The sequence below is a fragment of the Yoonia sp. TsM2_T14_4 genome, assembly GCF_049602355.1.
Lineage (GTDB): Bacteria > Pseudomonadota > Alphaproteobacteria > Rhodobacterales > Rhodobacteraceae > Yoonia > Yoonia vestfoldensis_A.
In genome coordinates this window covers 2,846,248-2,861,980 of the sequence record NZ_CP187137.1, presented here as the reverse complement: position 1 = coordinate 2,861,980, position 15,733 = coordinate 2,846,248, and the positions used below count along the sequence as shown (strand labels likewise).

Here is a 15,733-nt window from a genome sequence, read left to right as displayed (position 1 = left end):
ACGGCATGGCCGATGTTTTTGCCGAATTGGCAGCACAGACCGCCAGGTCACCACAGGACCCGGCGCAATGGGTTGCCCATATGGTGGCGCGGGAAAAATCGATCCGTGATGCAAAGCGTCTGCAAAGTCGTTTGCGGGCCGCCAGGTTGCGCGAACCCGAAGCCACCATGGACAAAGTCGATTTTACGGCTGAGCGAACCCTTGACCGCGGAGCCTTCGAGGCTTTGCGTGGTACAGATTGGATAGAGACACACCGCACTGTTCTGATGTCCGGCCCCTGCGGCGTTGGAAAGTCCTTTCTGGCATGTGCTTTGGGACATGAGGCGTGCAAGCTGGACAAAAGCGTCATGTATTTCCGTATGCCGCAGCTGTTTGCAGAACTCGCAAGTGCGAAACAGGGCGGTACCTACGATCGGCTTTTCAGCAAGATCAAGCGTACGGACGTGCTGATCTTGGACGACTGGGGCCCAGACCTGATGACACCCGCACAACGACGCGATCTGATGGAAATCGTTGACGCGCGGTACGAGCGTAAGTCAACCGTGATCACCAGTCAGCTTCCCATCGAAAAATGGTATGACATCATCGCTGACCCCACCTTGGCCGATGCTATTCTGGACCGGCTTGTTCACCAAGCCTATCGTTTCGACCTTGCCGGTGTATCAATGCGCAAAGCACCAGCCGAAGTGAAGAATGATGCGCCCAGCGCAAAGCCAAGCTTTGGTCGCCTGCTTAGCAGGCCTGCACATCCGGCAAATAGATAACGCATTTGCATCTATCGCCATAAAGGCAGGCGGCTGCTCGCCACGACGCAATGGGCAGCCGCATCTTTTTGGTCAGACCGCAGGTCGAAGACGATAGGCGCGGCGCCGCTGTGACGAAGACGGAATCTTGTCGAGCTTGCGGTACTTGGCGATCGTCCGCCGTGCGATGCTCAGACCTTCACATTGCAAACTCTGTGCGATAAATTCATCGCTCAACGGCCCTGAGGGATTTTCAGCGCCAATCAGGTTACGGATCTTTTCACGCACCATCCGAGCCGATACGCCCTCATCCGTGCCATCAAGATCAATGGCCGTGCTGAAAAACGTCTTGAGAGGAAACGACCCTTGCGGCGTCTGCATCATCAACGACGACGTGACCCTGCTGATGGTGCTTTCGTGCAGTCCAACGGCATCTGCGACGGTCTTGAGTTTCAGTGGCCGCATATGTTGCATACCATGTTCAAGGAACGCTTTCTGAAAGCGTACGATCTCTGCCGCAACCTTGATGCTTGTCTCATTTCTTTGTGCAATTGCCCGCTTTAACCACCGCGCATTCCCTAAAGTGTCGCGCACATAAGCCTGATCGCTGTCGTGTTTGACAAGCTTGCGAACGCGCCGGCCTTCCACCTCGTCGACTTTCAAAATGGGCAAGGTCGCACCGTTCAGTTCCACATACCATTCGCCATCTTGGCCGCGCGCAGCAAGAATGTCCGGAGCACGTGCCGACATCATCACATCGTCCGACAGCGCAAGGCCTGGCTTTGGATTGAACTCTCGCAAGCGGCGCAAAAGCCGCTTTACCTCTTCGGCAGAGCATCCGGTTTTCCGGCGCAATTCAGGTATGGCACCGCGTTCGACCAGCACGAGATTTTGCATGATAATCAACAAAGCCGAACGATCGGGGTCGTCAGCCACGATCTGCAGGACCAGACATTCTGCCAAGTTCCTTGCAAACAAACCGGCTGGCTCTGCCGATTGAAGCTTGCGCAGAACAGTGCAAACGCACGCATCGTCCACACCAAGATTGTCGGCGAGCAAAGGTGTTGGGATCGACAACCAGCCGGAAGGGTCCACATGGCTAGCGATCGCATAGCCGATGGCGCGTTCCGATTGTTCCGTCAGGATATCATCGACCTGCGCAAAAAGTTGCGCCGCAAAGCCTTGAGTTGACCTATCGGCCAAAAGGCTGATCGGGTCAAAAGAGGGGTCCCTTTGCGACGAAGCCATTACGCGCGGCGCTGGAACGCGCATTTCTGGCAGCTCGACCTCCACAAAGGGGTTCTCTTCTGCAATTTTCTCTATGTAGTTCGACAGCTCCAAATTATTGAAAAGCAGCAGTTTGATCGCTTGCTGAAGCTGCGGCGTAAAAACAAGAGACTGCTTTTGCGCAAGATGCGCATTAGGAGTCATGTGTAGCATGAGGATAATCCTCTCGTTTCGTTAATACTTTATTAACGAAAAACGGTTAAGGACTGTCGCTATCTTTTAGAACGAATCAACCTCTTTAGGTCAGTTCTATTCAGTTGGCGCAGAATTTGCTTTTAATCATCGTACGTTATGACTGCGCTCAGCGGCTGGCTTGGGGCCAATGGTATTTTCCGAAGCCCGAAAGATAGCGCAAAGATATTTGCACAACCCGAAAGGGCAGTCAAAAATATGATCTCGTATTTTATCATTCGCTTTCAGAATCATCAGGCCGAGTGGCCAAATGTTCTGCAACGCTTTTTACGACAGCAATGATACCGAAACCCCCTACAAACAGAATTGACAGGGTAAGCGGGCCTAACCCCTGCAATATCGCAAACGTACTGGGCGCAATGATCTGCAGGATTGCGATACATGCAGCAGAAATAAGAAACAAACGGATGACCATGCAGCGCTGACAGCTTTTCTTGGCTGACCGCCGACGCATTTTTGGCGCCACCTGTGACTGGTCCGCATTATCCAAAGAATCCATCGGTGTGATCGTCATTCACACAATCTCCACATCAATCGCCAGGCCATTCGCTTTCTCTTGGCTTGTGAATTTAAACTTAAATTTCTCGTTGAACCGCAAGGCGATCAACTGCGCCTCTTGTTCGTCACCGGCGGCAACGACCATACGCCGCCTCATGCCTTCCCTTTGCATGGACAAAAGCCCAAGCGGTACCTGTCGCATTCCAACGTAGACACACATGAAAAAATAGATCAGCAGTCCCAATGACTGATGGATAACAAACGCCGTCATAATCGCACATGTGAAAGCCGCCAATGGCTCCCACAGCCGGCGACCAATGAGCCATAACGGCGGAAAAATCATAGCAAGAAGCGATTTGCGCATTTCAAAAACATCAGCGGCATTCTGACCGTCGGCCACAATTGCATAATTGCTGAGTGTTCTTATACGCTCGATGGACATCGACGGCTTGAATTCATTGAAATCTTGCGCCTCATCACCATCCAGCACAGGTGAACCTTTGGGAAAAGGTTTGGACAAAAAGACGGAAAACATTTTCTTCTCTCGGACCACAGTCGCAAGTATCGGTCGTCCCGTCATCTCTATCGCAGTCCTGACCGTACCTTCGATAGACCCGATTTGAGACCAATGTTTCCCATTCACAGCGACAATCACATCGTCCGCCTGAAGAAAAAATTCCCGCTGCAAGGCAGACCCTTTTATCTTGACGAGCTTGAGCGGACCGGGCGGCGTGACTTCTACAACACTCTCTTCCGGCACGTTACCATTAACCATCATGGAAACTTTATGATATCGGGGTCTTGTCTAGATTGAGCCTGACTGCCGGGCGCTGCAGAGGATCCCGCCTGTAGCCTGTTAATCCTCTGCGCGATCTCTTGCAGCCGCGTTTCCATCTGTTCTTTGATTTTGACAAATTCCTCTGCGTTGTCACTGTTGCCGGTCGCATTGGCAGCCTGCGACATACTTGTGATCATTTCCGCAAAAGCATCTGATTGTGCCGCAAATGTATCCCGCATGACGGTGGACACATTCATAGCCAACTCTCCGTTCAGAGTAGCGATCCTGTCACCAATCTCCTGCTGTATCGCATCAGACCGCATTTGCGCATTTTCCAATGTATCGAGCGCCGAGAGCTTTTCCGTCATGGCGGTCAAATCCGCCTTAAATGCCGATGTGTCGTCCAAGGCCTGCGCCACGACAGACATTCTTTCGTTCAACGATGTAAGCTCGCCACGCAGCTGCGCCATTTGCGAATCTATTGCACCAATAGGAGCTAATTTCTCATCCATCGTAGAAACATTCTCTGCCAGGATGCTCAGCAGCTCGGTATTCGTTGCACTCAGTCTTTCCAAACCAGAAGACGATCGTTGCCAGATCATTGCCATAAGCAATACTGCGAACACCGCGACACCGCCGCCAACCATCAGCGCAATGCGGGCCATTTTTTCCAAACGCTGGGCCGCACTCACAGTCTGCTCAAACTGCGCAGAAATGCGTTCGAATTCGGCAGTCACATCCATAGAGGCTTCGGCAGCATCAAGAGCGATCTGAATGCTTTGATCCAGATCCGGGCTATCTGCAAACTTTGGTGAACGAGCGGCCATACTTCGGTATCCTGCTAATTGGACTTGCGCACAATTGGTGCTTTAGGGGTATAGAATGCACATTCTGTGCCAGTTGTTTGAAGAACGACGCGCGCAGGCAATTCTCTGGACTTGAACCCAAAGCGGTCACATTTCCAAGGATTATGCCGCTGATACGTGACGCCCAAATGCTTGCAATCACCACAGATCATGCGAGGCGCCTTTTTCTCTGCAATCATTTTCGAAACTGCCCAAACCAGCGCCACAGATTATGCAGGTGAAATCGCAGCGCACCCGCAAGTGACAAGATACCACACAAACCAAGAATAAGTGCATGACCTGTCGCGCCTTCGTCTTGATAGAGGCGCGCCTCACCAACAAAAAACATCCCCGAAACCGCGAGCGCGAAAGTGCTGATCATCTCACCGCGGGTCTCATGCTTTCGACGTTTTATTCTCGTCATGATAGCGACTTTCCATTTGCGTCAAAGAGCATGTCATCGGGTAGGTCGACATCTGGCTCGTCGACCTGCTCGCCCTTGTTGAGCTGGTAAATAAAGGCGAGCACGGCCGCAACGGCCGTATAAAGTGGGGGCGGAATCTCGTCTCCGATCCTGCCGGCAAAGAACAAGGCACGCGCCAGCAATTCGTTCGAGAAGACGGTTACGCCCGCTTCCTTTCCAAGCCGGATAATCTCTTGCGCTTGATGGCCGCGCCCCATTGCCAATATTGTCGGCGCACCTCTTGTCCCGATTTCGTATTTCAGAGCGACGGCAAAGTGTATGGGGTTGGTGATAATCGCGGTTGCGCTTGGCACCTGCTCCATAGCTTCGCGGCGCTGTTTCGCACGCGAACCGGCTGTCATCTGAAGCCGGCGAATCTTCGCTTTGACTTCAGGCGAACCTTCTGTTTGCTTGCTTTCATCTTTTAGTTCTTGAAGCGTCATCTTGAGTTTCTTGTTGTTGTCATATTGTTGATAAACAACGTCGAACATCGCGATGACGGCCAGCACAAGAAGAAACACAATCATCAGAAAAATAAAGACATCGCCCAAGCGCGAGAGTCCGCCGAAAAGATGCGTCGCCTGAGACGTCAGCAATTTGTCAACTTCGCTGCTGAACACAAAGATCGCAGCACCTATAAGAGACGCGACCTTTCCGACGGCTTTCAGCATTTCAACCAGAGCTTTGACGGAAAACATCCTTTTAAGCCCATTAACGGGGTTTATACGACTGCCTTTGAAGGCAAGTGCAGAAGCCGACCAGTTAATGCTGCCAGACATCGCCATTTGCGTCAGCACGATAATGACCAGCAATGGCAATGCAAAAATGACTGATTTCCAGAATATGAAGGCGAAAGAAGTACTACTATTGCGGATAATTTCGTCGTGCAGGCCCGCTTCACCGGAGAAACGCAGCAGCGCCGACCATTCCAACAAAAGCCCCGACAAGAACGGCAATAATCCAAAATACAGCAAGAAGCCGACCGAAAGCGTACTGAGAACAAACAGCTCTTTCGAGCTAGCAACTTGCCCATCTTCCTTGGCTTTCTCGAGCCGTTTCTGGGTTGGTTCCTCGGTCTTTTCCTGACCGTCGCTTGCCTCATCAGCCAACGCCTGCCTCCCCGATGGTATCCTCTATGAATTCGAGAATAAATTCGATCATCTCTGCTATTCCGCTCGCGAACGGGGCGGTCGATACGTAGAGCGCGACGAAACATGTCAGGATTGTCAGCGGGAAACCAAAAGAAAACAGATTCAGCTGCGGGGCAGAACGGGTCACAACACCCACAGTGATGTTTGCTAAAAGCAAAATTGACACGACAGGAAGCATCAGTTGCGACGCAATCGTAAACATATGTCCAGCTGCGGCCAGTCCACTTGTGATAAAAGCGCTAAATTTAAAAGGCTGGCCAAGCGGGAGCACCTCGTAACTCATCCTGATCAATCCAATCATATGCAGATGCCCATCCAAGGAAAGAAAAGCAGCAATAGCAAAAAGATTGAGAAATTGACTGATCACCGGCGTTTGACCGCCAGAGTTGGGATCCATCTGCGCGGCGAACCCAAGTCCAGCAGACGCTGCGATTTTCTCGCCAGTCAAGGCGACGGCTGAAAATGCAATTGTGAATGCCAAACCTAACGACAGTCCAATCACTACCTCGATCAAGGCAACTTCGATCATGCTCAGAAACGGCAGATTTTGCGGATCTGGCACGTCGATCAATCCATAAAACCCGAACGCGATCGCAACACTGACAATTACCCTGACTTGGACAGGAATCGCCGCGGCACCAAAAAACGGCGCAGACAGGAAAAAAGCGCTCAGGCGCAGTGTATGCAGAAAGAACACCAGCATGAAGTCGATCAAGGACTGGAGCTCAAGCCCGCCCAGACCCAGAACATCGTCAAGAGTCGGGACCTGCGCAATCATTTCAGCAGGCGGATCTGTTCGAAAATAGACGCAAAGTAATCCGTCATTTCTTGCATCATGAACGATGACAAAGCCGCCATAGCCGCAAGGACAATGACAAGTTTCGGTACAAAGCTGAGAGTCATTTCATTGATACTGGTAGCCGCCTGCAGAATGCCGATGATAAGCCCGACAGTCAGGGCAACACCAAGAATAGGGCCAGACGCGATAATGATCTGCCAGAAAGCCGCCCTCAAACTTTCGATGTTGCTATCAAATTCCATGTCTCAATTCACATATGTTGATGCTATCGAACCGATTGTCATGGCCCAGCCATCAACCAGCACAAAAAGCAACAATTTGAACGGAAGCGCCACCAACATTGGGCTGAGCATCATCATCCCCAACGACATGAGGATCGACGCGATGACGAGGTCGATCACAAGGAACGGTAGAAAAAGCAAAAAGCCGATCTGGAAGGCCGTCTTGAGTTCAGAAGTAATAAACGCCGGTAAAAGAACAGCATAAGGCACATCTTCGTTCGATGCGTATGGTGCATCCCCCGCCATTTCGGCAAACATGGCCAATTCTGCCTCTCTTGTATTGAGTATCAGAAAACCTCGCATGATATTTGCCGAGCCCTCGATTGCAGCAACCGCTGATAACTCTCCGGCCAAGTAGGGGGAAATAGTTGTCGAATATATTTCTTCGAAAGTTGGTGCCATGACATAAAATGTCAGGAATAATGCAATCGAGATCAGGACCTGGTTGGGGGGCGTCTGCTGGGTGCCCATTGCTTGGCGCAGAATCGACAGAATGATGATGATCCGCGTAAATGCAGTTATACCCAACAGAAAGGATGGTAGGATCGTCAACACTGTCATCAGCGCGAGGATTTGCAATGACAGTGAATAGGTTGTCCCACCGTCGTTGCCAACCAAGACATTCAAAGCGGGAAGACCACCACCAACTTGTGCAAAAGCACCTCCCAAGGGGATGCTACAAAGGAAGATAATTCCAAATAGGCGCACGATGACCGAGGTCATAGGTATTTTTTGCACCCTATTCACCTGAGGGCCCATTAGGTTGCAGCAACACCATGGTGGCTGCCTTTCCCGGCCCGTGGACAATGGCGACAGATTGCCCATCGAGTTGAAATAGGGACAGTTGCGTCGTGCGGTCAATCCGCTGTGTTTCGCGCAGCTTGATAGAGGAATCTGCAGGCAATATCCGTTGACGCAAATCGCCAGCCTTGGACACAATAATCTGGCGTGCAATCAGCAAGACAGCCAGAAACACGATAACAATCACTATGCTTGAAGTGTCAAAGATTGCGTTGTCCATTACACATTTGCTCCACGCAGATAGACAGATCAGATACTGCCAACGCGGTTCTCTGGGTCAACGATATCCGAGAACCGGATGCCGAAACGCTCTCCGACCATCACGATTTCGCCCTTTGCGATCAATGTGCCGTTCACAAGAATATCGAGCGGTTCACCAGCCAAACGGTCTAATTCCACAACAGACCCTTCGTTGAGGCGCAGCAACTCACTGATCGAAATCTCTGTCCGCCCAACTTCGACGGACATTTCGACTTCGATATTCTCAAGCGCGCGCAATTTATCGGTCTCTGGGCCTTTGGGGTCTTTGTCCTGATTTTCCATCTTCTGTTCTTTCATCTTGTTAAGCCGCGCTTAGTCTAGCTTTTGTGTGATCGTAATTGCGCTTGTCCCGGCAACTTCACCGATGTCGGCAAAGAACATTTTCTGGCCCTGAACCATGACGCTCAGCCCTTCTCGTAGTTGGATCGGATAGACATCGCCTTTGGTGATACTGATCAATTGCCGCAACGAGACGCGTGGCTTGCTCAGTTGCACATTGATCGGCAGGCGAACTTCCGATACCGCGCGTTCCAGGCGTTCGCGCCAGGTCATGTCGTCGTCAATTACCTCGGATTGCATCCGAGAGCGGAGTTGGGCCGCAATTGGTTTCAGCGTCTGCAGCGGATAAAGTATGTCAATCCGTGCGTCATCCGCCTTTGGCAATTGCACCGAGAAACTACAAATAATCACGGTTTCGCTGCCTTCGACAAAGGACGCGAATTGTAGATTTTCCTCGCGCGATTCATCGCTGAAGGTCAATTGCATCAAGTCTTGCCAGGCCGCAAGCAGAGTCCTGTTCAGCCCCTCGGTGATGATTTCGATGACACGCGTTTCGGTCGCAGTGAATTCCGCCCTTGGCTGATATCGCAGGCCAAGATCCCCACCATAATAGGCATTGGTCAATGCAGAAATGAAACCAGGCTGGATCACCATCATCTTGCTACCGCGCAGTTCGTCGATGCGCGACGTTGTCAGGCTCATCAGAACGGGAGCATTCTCACAATACTGGTCGAAAGTCTTTACCTCTGGCATGAGCGCCGTGATCCGTGGCTGCACGCGCAACATCGGTTGGAATACGGTGCGTGCCAATCGCGCAAAGCGTTCATTTATCACGCGCAGGGCATAGTAATCCCCAAGCAGGGACAAATCGTCTGACCCAAATACGAAATCACGAATACCCTTCGAGTCTGAAACATCGGCTTTCGCCTTGGCACTGGTGTCGACGCTGCTCATCAGCGCATCGACCTCATCCTGTGTGAGTTTCTTGGAGGACATCTATGTTTCCGCGCCTATTGCATCACGAAAGAGGTCAGCAAAACGCCTTCTACACCACCGAAACCCTCTAGCTCTTCCAGAGTCGCGTTGATGGTCGCTTTCAGGTCGTCCGACAATGCGGTGCGTGCCTCACGCCCAACAACATCCTCCTCGCCATAATCACTTAGCGTGGCAAGAATAGCCGCTCTGATCGCAGGCAGGTTCGATTCAACATTCTCTAGAATAGCCTCGTCGTATTGCGTCGATAGCCCTACACCGATTTGCAAAAACCGGCGCGAATCTTTCAAGTTTGTCGTCAGGGACCCAGGCAGTTCGTAGTAGAGCGTTTCGAATACTTCGCTCTTTAGGCTGTCTTTCGAAACTTTCTCCGGCGGGCCGCCATCGGCTGTCTCCTCGGTTTCCACCTCGGCGACTTCAGGAACAGCCCCCCTGTTCTTTTCGATAATCTGTGCGGCAATTTGTTCAGGCGTGTTTGTTGCTGTGCCGAACAGGAAATAGCCCACACCCAGACCGGCACCCATCATCACCAAGCCAACCACAGCAAAAATTAGTATCTTAGCAACGCCAGATTTTTTCTTCTTTGGCTCTTCTTCTTCAGACATCTGTGCGTCTCCGTCCGGTCAGTTATAATAAGATGTTGATGCGAGACAGATTGTCTGCGCCCGCCACGTCATCAGCGCTTTGCGCTGTATCATTCGTCAATTCCGACGGCGTCACCTCGTCAGTGTAGCCGTCTTTCTGGGAACCTTCTCCGCCGTTATTTCCGGTACTTGCGGAATATGTACCCAAAGTCAGGCCAGCATTTTCAAAGGCAGAGGACAATTGATCCTGCACGTCCCTTAGCATCGAGGCCGTTGCAGGTACATCTGCAATTATGCGCAAATCTGTGCCACGTTTACCCTCGCTCAATTTGAGCGTGATTTGCCCCAGATGCGCCGGAAGAATCTTGATGGTCAGCGATCCACCCGCCTGCGCAGCATTGATCGCGCGATTGACCAGAGTTTTGGTCCAGCCTTGCTGGCGGACATCTAACGCCGCCTCGAGCTGACCTTGCAGCGAAGCGGCGCCCTGCCCTGCGACGCCAGAACCAGTCTGCCCGCTTCCACCTTGCGACGAGGAACCGGACCCACCACTGGCGAAATCAATCTGAGTCGCGGCCGCGAGCACCGGATCTGGGCCAAGCGTCGGCGGCAATGGCTGACGCGGCACTGTCACTTGCTGTAAGGCATCTGTTGCTGCGCCGAGCGCCAGTTGAGCTGTCTTTGACATCTGAATGGCTGATGTCACTTGATCAGGCGCGATCACAGGCGCCCTGTCTGTCTGCGCAGCGCCAGGTCCGTCGTTTTTGCCGGCTACATGCATGGATGCAGCGCCATTTGCAGGGGTCGCTGGCACTGCGCGCGCAGCCTGCTGTTGCGGGATCGCGTTGTCATGCAAATCGCCGGCGGCATCCCCCGCGGGTGCGGTTTGCGACGGCATGCCATTGGTGTCCACAGGCGGCTTGGTTGCCGAAACCTGAGCCTGTACAGGTGCCGGCGCAGGCACAACCTGCGGATCAGCATCAGTCACGGCAGCTGTCAGCACAGTGGCAACGCCAGTGGGTCCTGAAGCCACTTTCACCACCGGGTTCAGTACATCGCCCTGCACCACCAAAGGACGCAGCGGCGTAACATTTGTGCCATCGTCAGCAGTCACGACAGGATATGACAGCGTATCCCGCCCCATGCCCGCACCCACGCCGACAACCTGATACGTTAGATCTTGGGGCATATCTTCACCTGTCAGCTTCCCGGCATCAGGTGTCACTATTTTGACGATTTCAAAGATAGACCGGTCCGTCATACTGGTGAATGGCACATCGACAGTCCCATCAAGAACCGAGCGCTTGCCATTCATAACAGGCACGACGTTGGCTCCAAGGCCGCCATCGACGGCCGCCATCAATGCTAAATCGCTCTCTGGCAACATGGCAGTCAAAGCAGTGACCGGCAAAGCAAGCGCGCCCAGCGGCAGGGCAAGTTGCTGCGAGTCTACGTTTGGCCCAACCGTGACAACAGGTAGAAATGCAATCTCTTGATTATTTGTCAGGCTTGGATCAGCGGGTTCCACTTGGGCTTGGGCGATCTGCGCAACGCCCCACAAATCACTGGACGGGGCCACAAGGGCCAAAGCTGCATCCAAATCTAAAGCCAGCGTAACAGGCAGTTCATCGACAGCGACATCGCCATTTGTCGCCAATACGGTGGTTATTCCGGCTGCCGGCTCGACAATCGGAGGACCAAGCACCGCCTTGCCGGACCCAAGAGAGGCGACCATCGCCAACAGAAACTGCGCACTATCCTCGTCAGTAACAGCCAAATCCAAAGCACCAATGTCCTGAGGCGTTGGTTGCTGTTCCAACCCCTGGCTGGCCATATCCATTTGGAGAGGAATGGGCGCAGTGCCATTCTCCAAGCTCGTCATGATTTGCACGAACGAAGGCTCAACCGTGCTCACGCCAGTCTTGTTTGAATCAAGGCCTGTTTTGGCTAGCCAATCTGTTGCACTAGCAACACCAATGTCGTTGGTGATCAACGAAGCTATCATCTAACCAACCCATCCCAGAACCTGCAGACCCTCTTTGCAAGAGCGATGCCAAGCCGGTTAAAGCTTGACGCAAAACGATGATTTCGCTTTTAGACCTGTCTTGTCGTGCGGGTAAAATCGTGGGCGGCATCTTGTTGCGCTTCACGATCTTCGCTGACCTGCCGCTCTACCTCATCTGCCTTGTTGGAAACGACCCGCTTCTTATGGCTCATCCGATTGATTGCCATGGTCAGATCACGCAGTTCGACTTGCAGAAACTCCAGCTTGTTCTGCAAAAGCTCTCTTTCATCAACCAGTTGCAGTTCATACCAATGATCACTTTGCAGCTGACGCGGATCAAGGTCGCCTTGTCGCCGGCCTTGCGTCTGCAGATCGGCTATCCGCGCAACAAGATCAGTAAGTTGGCTGATTTCATCTTGTAGGACATGCTGTCGTTTGATCAGAACAGGCATGCGCGCATGTTCCTTGAGCGCGATATTGCGCAGCATCTTCGCCTTGCGTTCAACCATGCCTATTGACCAACGATCGAGATCAGCTGGCTGGAACTTTTGCTCAACTCGGCTTGGTCATCAGGGCTCTGGCTGATGTAATCCACAAGCTTCGGCCAAAGAGCCACCGCTTGATCCAGATCCGCGTCCTGGCCTGATACATAGCCGCCCATCAGCATCAGATCCCTGTTTTCATTGTACAAAGACACCAGTCTCTTGAATTTCCGCGCCGCTTTTTGTTGCGATAGTGGGACAATGTCGTTCATCACCCGGCTGATCGAGGCGGGGATATCGATGGCCGGGTAGACGCCCATCTGCGCGATCGACCGGCTGAGGACGATGTGCCCGTCGAGGATGGCGCGGGCCGTATCGACCACAGGGTCATTGCTGTCATCACCATCAGCCAAAACGGTGTAAATTCCAGTGATGGACCCCGCATTCGGGCCAACGCCCATTCCCGCGCGTTCAATCAAATTCGGGATCATCGAGATAACCGAGGCGGGATAGCCTTTCGATGTCGGCGCCTCGCCCAGCGCAAGACCGATTTCGCGCTGCGCATGGGCAACACGGGTCAGCGAATCCATGATCAGCAGGACATTTTTTCCTTGGTCTCTGAAATGCTCGGCCAAGGCAGTCGCACGCCGCGCACCCCTGATCCGCAACAACGGGGACCGGTCGGCAGGCACCGCGATAATGCTGACCTTGCCGCGGGTGGCGGGCTGCATGATGGCGCGCACCATCTCGCCGACTTCGCGGGCGCGTTCGCCAATCAGGCCAATGACCACCACATCGGCAGATGTATACCGTGCCATCATCCCCAAAAGCACCGATTTGCCAACCCCGGACCCTGCGATGATGCCAATCCGCTGCCCACAGCCAATCGTCAAAAGCCCGTTCACAGCGCGCACACCCACGTCAAGCGGACCGGGAATTTGGCGCCGCGCCAGCGGATTGACCAGCGTGCCGTTCAGCGGAGCTTGTGCAGAAACTTGTGGTGCGGGCGCGTCATCCAAAGGCCAGCCAAGTCCATCCACGGTGCGCCCAAGATAGCTGTCACCAACATCAACCATCGTGCCTTCGTCAATCAAGGCAACGCGCGCGCCTGCCTGGACGGCAGCACCGGACTGGTAAAGAACCAGCTTGTTGCGCCCTTCATTAAATCCGATCACCTCGCCCAGCACCGCATGGCCGTCTGTTGTCTGCACAGAGCAAACCGAGCCGACACAGACAGGAAAGCCGTCGCATTCAAGCAGCAGCCCATCGTACCGAGACACGCGTCCGCTGAGGATCGGCCCCTGCGTCGCGGCCCTGCGATCCTGCCTGAGTGGCCCTGTGATCTGGTCCGTAAAGTTCAGCATCACACCAGGTCTGCCCCAGTTTTGCGCAATAGCGATGTTGCCCGGTCGCGCAACAGGTCCGACACCTCGGCACCGCCAACACGCAGCCTTGCATCACCGCGCTGCATTGTCGGGTCGCCACGCAGGTAAATCAGTGGCGGGTTCGGATGGGTATCGAGGCATTTTTGCAAAAGCGGGACATCTTCGGGACAGACAAACACTTCGCGCGTGCCCAAAAGATGCGCCAGATTGTCCAATAACGTATCCAAGCGCAACAAGAGCGGCTCTGGCATATCCGTCAGCGCCACACCGATCCGTTCGGATGCCAAGGTCAAAACAGCGTCCTCGATACTGCGCGCCACGACATCCATATCAAAAACCTGCTCAGACCCCAAAGACACCGTCAATTCCTGCAGCTGGGTGAATTGCGCCGCCAACTCGGCCTCGCGTTCGCTTTGTGTAATTGCTTTGCCGGTGGACAAACCCTCAGCATAGGCATCGTCTCGAATGCGCTGAAGCATCTTTTCATCCACAGGAGGCGCTGCCGGATGGCGAGGCTCTGGCGTCTGCTCTACCGGATGCGCAGGCGCTTCGGCCTGCGGGGGCGGCGCCTCTTCAGGCAGATCATCACCAGACAAAAGCGGTTCTTCGGGCAGGTCTGTACCCATGGCCGACGCTGCGATCGGCGCTAGGCTGTCTTCGTCAGCTAACGCCGTTTCCACCGGGATCTTGATCGCAATCTGTGCCCAAGACAGCGGCCTGAACGTCTGATCAGATTGCCGCGAGGCGCTCGCTACCAAAGCAAAAGCAGGATCCTTGTGCTTTGACAAAAGCTCCGCGAGGTTCAGCTGATCTGGATCGCGCGCTGGATCGGTCGCTTTCATGGGTAAAAACCGGTCTTTCATCAGACCATTTCATCCCCGCCACGACCAGCCAGAACGATGGTGCCTTCATCGGACATTTTGCGTGCCACTTCGATGATCTGCTTCTGTGCGGTTTGCACCTCGGTCAAGCGAACGGGGCCAAGTACTTCCATTTCATCTTTGATATTAGAGGCAGCGCGCGTGGACATGCAGCCAAACAGTTTCTCTTGCAATTCCACGGTGGCACCTTTGAGGGCCATGATCAAATCTTCGGGTTCAACCATCCGCAACAAGGTCTGCAAAGAACGATCATCGGACATGCCAAGGTTATCGAAGGTGAACATATTGTCCTGAATGGCCTGCATGAGATCCTTGTCATTGCGCCGGATGGCACCAAGGATGCGCTTCTCCATATTCGCTTTGGTGAAGTTCATGATCTTGGCTGCCGCTTTCACGCCGCCCACTTTGGTAGACCGTAGGCTGGTGTTGGCCTTGAACTTCATTTGCATCACCAGCTCCAGTTCGCGCAGGGCCTCTGGATCAACCGTTTCAAGAGTAGCGATGCGCTGGACGATTTCTGGCTGAAGATCCTCTGGCAGCAGGTTCAGCACGTCTGACGCCTGGCTGTAGTCAAGATAAGATATAATCAGCGCGATGATCTGCGGATGTTCATCTTGCAACAATTCCGCAATCGACCGGCCGTCCATCCAGTCAAGGATTTCGATCGGTCGTTCGCTGCTTGCAGGGGTAATACGGCTCAGGACAGATTGTGCCTTGTCTTCACCCAAAGCACGGTTGAGCACATTGCGGATGTAGTTGCCCGCGCCCAACCCTAGGCTCGTCTGCTTTTTGATAATTGCAAGAAATTCGTCAAGCACGGCATTGACAGTTTCTTGGTCGGTATTGCGCACAGAATACATCGCGCCACCAAGGTGCTGGACTTCTTTTGGCGACAGGTTCTTGAGGATTTCAGCCGCCTCCTCCTCGCCCAAAAGCATCATGAGGATCGCCGACTTTTGCGTTCCGGACAGGCGCTCTGTGATTTCTGTCGCGGTCAATTCCACTGACTTGGCTCCATCCATAAT

General features: G+C 53.3%; 19 protein-coding genes. 1 reads left to right on the top strand and 18 read right to left on the bottom strand.

The features are described 5' to 3' along the window. Positions 1 to 5 precede the first annotated feature (5 nt). Positions 6 to 764, top strand: coding sequence for an IS21-like element helper ATPase IstB (gene istB / locus ACPF9B_RS14205; protein ID WP_424178223.1), 759 nt, complete (start codon positions 6 to 8; stop codon positions 762 to 764). Positions 765 to 836: 72 nt separating this feature from the next. Here the strand turns inward: istB and rpoN are convergent, their stop codons facing one another. From rpoN to fliG, 18 genes are all read right to left on the bottom strand, one after another. Beyond that, complete coding sequence (gene rpoN / locus ACPF9B_RS14200; protein ID WP_424178220.1) at positions 837 to 2,183, bottom strand: RNA polymerase factor sigma-54; 1,347 nt, start codon at positions 2,181 to 2,183, stop codon at positions 837 to 839. A 253-nt stretch (positions 2,184 to 2,436) separates the two neighbouring features. Beyond that, positions 2,437 to 2,736 (bottom strand): hypothetical protein, encoded by a 300-nt coding sequence (locus tag ACPF9B_RS14195; RefSeq protein ID WP_424178218.1) that lies wholly within the window; start codon positions 2,734 to 2,736, stop codon positions 2,437 to 2,439. Then, positions 2,737 to 3,498, bottom strand: a complete 762-nt coding sequence (locus tag ACPF9B_RS14190) for a hypothetical protein (RefSeq protein WP_424178216.1) — start codon at positions 3,496 to 3,498, stop codon at positions 2,737 to 2,739. Further along, a complete protein-coding gene (locus ACPF9B_RS14185) occupies positions 3,495 to 4,325 on the bottom strand; it encodes a hypothetical protein (protein ID WP_424178214.1) in 831 nt (276 codons plus the stop codon). Before ACPF9B_RS14185 ends, ACPF9B_RS14190 begins: the two co-directional genes overlap by 4 nt. A gap of 214 nt (positions 4,326 to 4,539) precedes the next feature. Continuing rightward, positions 4,540 to 4,767 carry a hypothetical protein gene (locus ACPF9B_RS14180; protein WP_424178212.1) on the bottom strand — a complete coding sequence of 76 codons (228 nt, stop codon included), beginning with the start codon at positions 4,765 to 4,767 and terminating at the stop codon, positions 4,540 to 4,542. Further along, on the bottom strand, positions 4,764 to 5,915 hold the full coding sequence (locus ACPF9B_RS14175) for an EscU/YscU/HrcU family type III secretion system export apparatus switch protein (RefSeq protein ID WP_007206202.1): 1,152 nt from the start codon (positions 5,913 to 5,915) through the stop codon (positions 4,764 to 4,766). The genes ACPF9B_RS14180 and ACPF9B_RS14175 overlap by 4 nt, the downstream gene beginning before the upstream one ends. Beyond that, positions 5,908 to 6,735 (bottom strand): flagellar biosynthetic protein FliR, encoded by an 828-nt coding sequence (gene fliR, locus ACPF9B_RS14170; protein WP_424178209.1) that lies wholly within the window; start codon positions 6,733 to 6,735, stop codon positions 5,908 to 5,910. The genes ACPF9B_RS14175 and fliR overlap by 8 nt, the downstream gene beginning before the upstream one ends. After that, positions 6,732 to 6,998 carry a flagellar biosynthesis protein FliQ gene (fliQ, locus tag ACPF9B_RS14165; RefSeq protein WP_007206204.1) on the bottom strand — a complete coding sequence of 89 codons (267 nt, stop codon included), beginning with the start codon at positions 6,996 to 6,998 and terminating at the stop codon, positions 6,732 to 6,734. The genes fliR and fliQ overlap by 4 nt, the downstream gene beginning before the upstream one ends. Before the next feature lie 3 nt (positions 6,999 to 7,001). Beyond that, on the bottom strand, positions 7,002 to 7,760 hold the full coding sequence (gene fliP, locus ACPF9B_RS14160) for a flagellar type III secretion system pore protein FliP (RefSeq protein ID WP_007206205.1): 759 nt from the start codon (positions 7,758 to 7,760) through the stop codon (positions 7,002 to 7,004). 16 nt (positions 7,761 to 7,776) lie between these two features. After that, positions 7,777 to 8,058: a hypothetical protein gene (locus ACPF9B_RS14155; protein WP_007206206.1), complete on the bottom strand. Its 282-nt coding sequence runs from the start codon at positions 8,056 to 8,058 to the stop codon at positions 7,777 to 7,779. A 29-nt stretch (positions 8,059 to 8,087) separates the two neighbouring features. Continuing rightward, positions 8,088 to 8,381, bottom strand: coding sequence for a flagellar motor switch protein FliN (gene fliN / locus ACPF9B_RS14150; RefSeq protein ID WP_207327967.1), 294 nt, complete (start codon positions 8,379 to 8,381; stop codon positions 8,088 to 8,090). Between the two features lie 30 nt (positions 8,382 to 8,411). Next, a complete protein-coding gene (gene fliM / locus ACPF9B_RS14145) occupies positions 8,412 to 9,374 on the bottom strand; it encodes a flagellar motor switch protein FliM (RefSeq protein WP_007206208.1) in 963 nt (320 codons plus the stop codon). Positions 9,375 to 9,388: 14 nt separating this feature from the next. Beyond that, positions 9,389 to 9,976, bottom strand: coding sequence for a flagellar basal body-associated FliL family protein (locus ACPF9B_RS14140; protein WP_424178205.1), 588 nt, complete (start codon positions 9,974 to 9,976; stop codon positions 9,389 to 9,391). A 22-nt stretch (positions 9,977 to 9,998) separates the two neighbouring features. After that, entirely contained in the window at positions 9,999 to 11,948 is a 1,950-nt protein-coding gene (locus tag ACPF9B_RS14135; RefSeq protein ID WP_424178203.1) for a flagellar hook-length control protein FliK, read from the bottom strand. Positions 11,949 to 12,049: 101 nt separating this feature from the next. Further along, complete coding sequence (locus ACPF9B_RS14130) at positions 12,050 to 12,469, bottom strand: hypothetical protein (RefSeq protein ID WP_007206211.1); 420 nt, start codon at positions 12,467 to 12,469, stop codon at positions 12,050 to 12,052. Positions 12,470 to 12,471: 2 nt separating this feature from the next. Further along, positions 12,472 to 13,806, bottom strand: a complete 1,335-nt coding sequence (locus ACPF9B_RS14125; protein ID WP_007206212.1) for a FliI/YscN family ATPase — start codon at positions 13,804 to 13,806, stop codon at positions 12,472 to 12,474. Then, positions 13,806 to 14,453, bottom strand: coding sequence for a FliH/SctL family protein (locus ACPF9B_RS14120; protein ID WP_424178200.1), 648 nt, complete (start codon positions 14,451 to 14,453; stop codon positions 13,806 to 13,808). The genes ACPF9B_RS14125 and ACPF9B_RS14120 overlap by 1 nt, the downstream gene beginning before the upstream one ends. 236 nt (positions 14,454 to 14,689) lie before the next feature. Further along, complete coding sequence (gene fliG, locus ACPF9B_RS14115) at positions 14,690 to 15,730, bottom strand: flagellar motor switch protein FliG (protein WP_007206214.1); 1,041 nt, start codon at positions 15,728 to 15,730, stop codon at positions 14,690 to 14,692. Between the last annotated feature and the right edge of the window lie 3 nt (positions 15,731 to 15,733).

Coding starts and splice junctions, on each gene's coding strand:
- ACPF9B_RS14125 (WP_007206212.1), bottom strand. CDS start 13,806: ATGCTGAACTTTACGGACCAGATCACAGGGCCACTCAGGCAGGATCGC.
- istB (WP_424178223.1), top strand. CDS start 6: ATGGCCGATGTTTTTGCCGAATTGGCAGCACAGACCGCCAGGTCACCA.
- fliR (WP_424178209.1), bottom strand. CDS start 6,735: ATGATTGCGCAGGTCCCGACTCTTGACGATGTTCTGGGTCTGGGCGGG.
- ACPF9B_RS14130 (WP_007206211.1), bottom strand. CDS start 12,469: ATGGTTGAACGCAAGGCGAAGATGCTGCGCAATATCGCGCTCAAGGAA.
- ACPF9B_RS14185 (WP_424178214.1), bottom strand. CDS start 4,325: ATGGCCGCTCGTTCACCAAAGTTTGCAGATAGCCCGGATCTGGATCAA.
- ACPF9B_RS14120 (WP_424178200.1), bottom strand. CDS start 14,453: ATGGGTACAGACCTGCCCGAAGAACCGCTTTTGTCTGGTGATGATCTG.
- fliQ (WP_007206204.1), bottom strand. CDS start 6,998: ATGGAATTTGATAGCAACATCGAAAGTTTGAGGGCGGCTTTCTGGCAG.
- rpoN (WP_424178220.1), bottom strand. CDS start 2,183: ATGCTACACATGACTCCTAATGCGCATCTTGCGCAAAAGCAGTCTCTT.
- fliM (WP_007206208.1), bottom strand. CDS start 9,374: ATGTCCTCCAAGAAACTCACACAGGATGAGGTCGATGCGCTGATGAGC.
- ACPF9B_RS14180 (WP_424178212.1), bottom strand. CDS start 4,767: ATGACGAGAATAAAACGTCGAAAGCATGAGACCCGCGGTGAGATGATC.
- ACPF9B_RS14190 (WP_424178216.1), bottom strand. CDS start 3,498: ATGATGGTTAATGGTAACGTGCCGGAAGAGAGTGTTGTAGAAGTCACG.
- ACPF9B_RS14195 (WP_424178218.1), bottom strand. CDS start 2,736: ATGACGATCACACCGATGGATTCTTTGGATAATGCGGACCAGTCACAG.
- ACPF9B_RS14140 (WP_424178205.1), bottom strand. CDS start 9,976: ATGTCTGAAGAAGAAGAGCCAAAGAAGAAAAAATCTGGCGTTGCTAAG.
- fliN (WP_207327967.1), bottom strand. CDS start 8,381: ATGGAAAATCAGGACAAAGACCCCAAAGGCCCAGAGACCGATAAATTG.
- ACPF9B_RS14155 (WP_007206206.1), bottom strand. CDS start 8,058: ATGGACAACGCAATCTTTGACACTTCAAGCATAGTGATTGTTATCGTG.
- fliG (WP_007206214.1), bottom strand. CDS start 15,730: ATGGATGGAGCCAAGTCAGTGGAATTGACCGCGACAGAAATCACAGAG.
- fliP (WP_007206205.1), bottom strand. CDS start 7,760: ATGACCTCGGTCATCGTGCGCCTATTTGGAATTATCTTCCTTTGTAGC.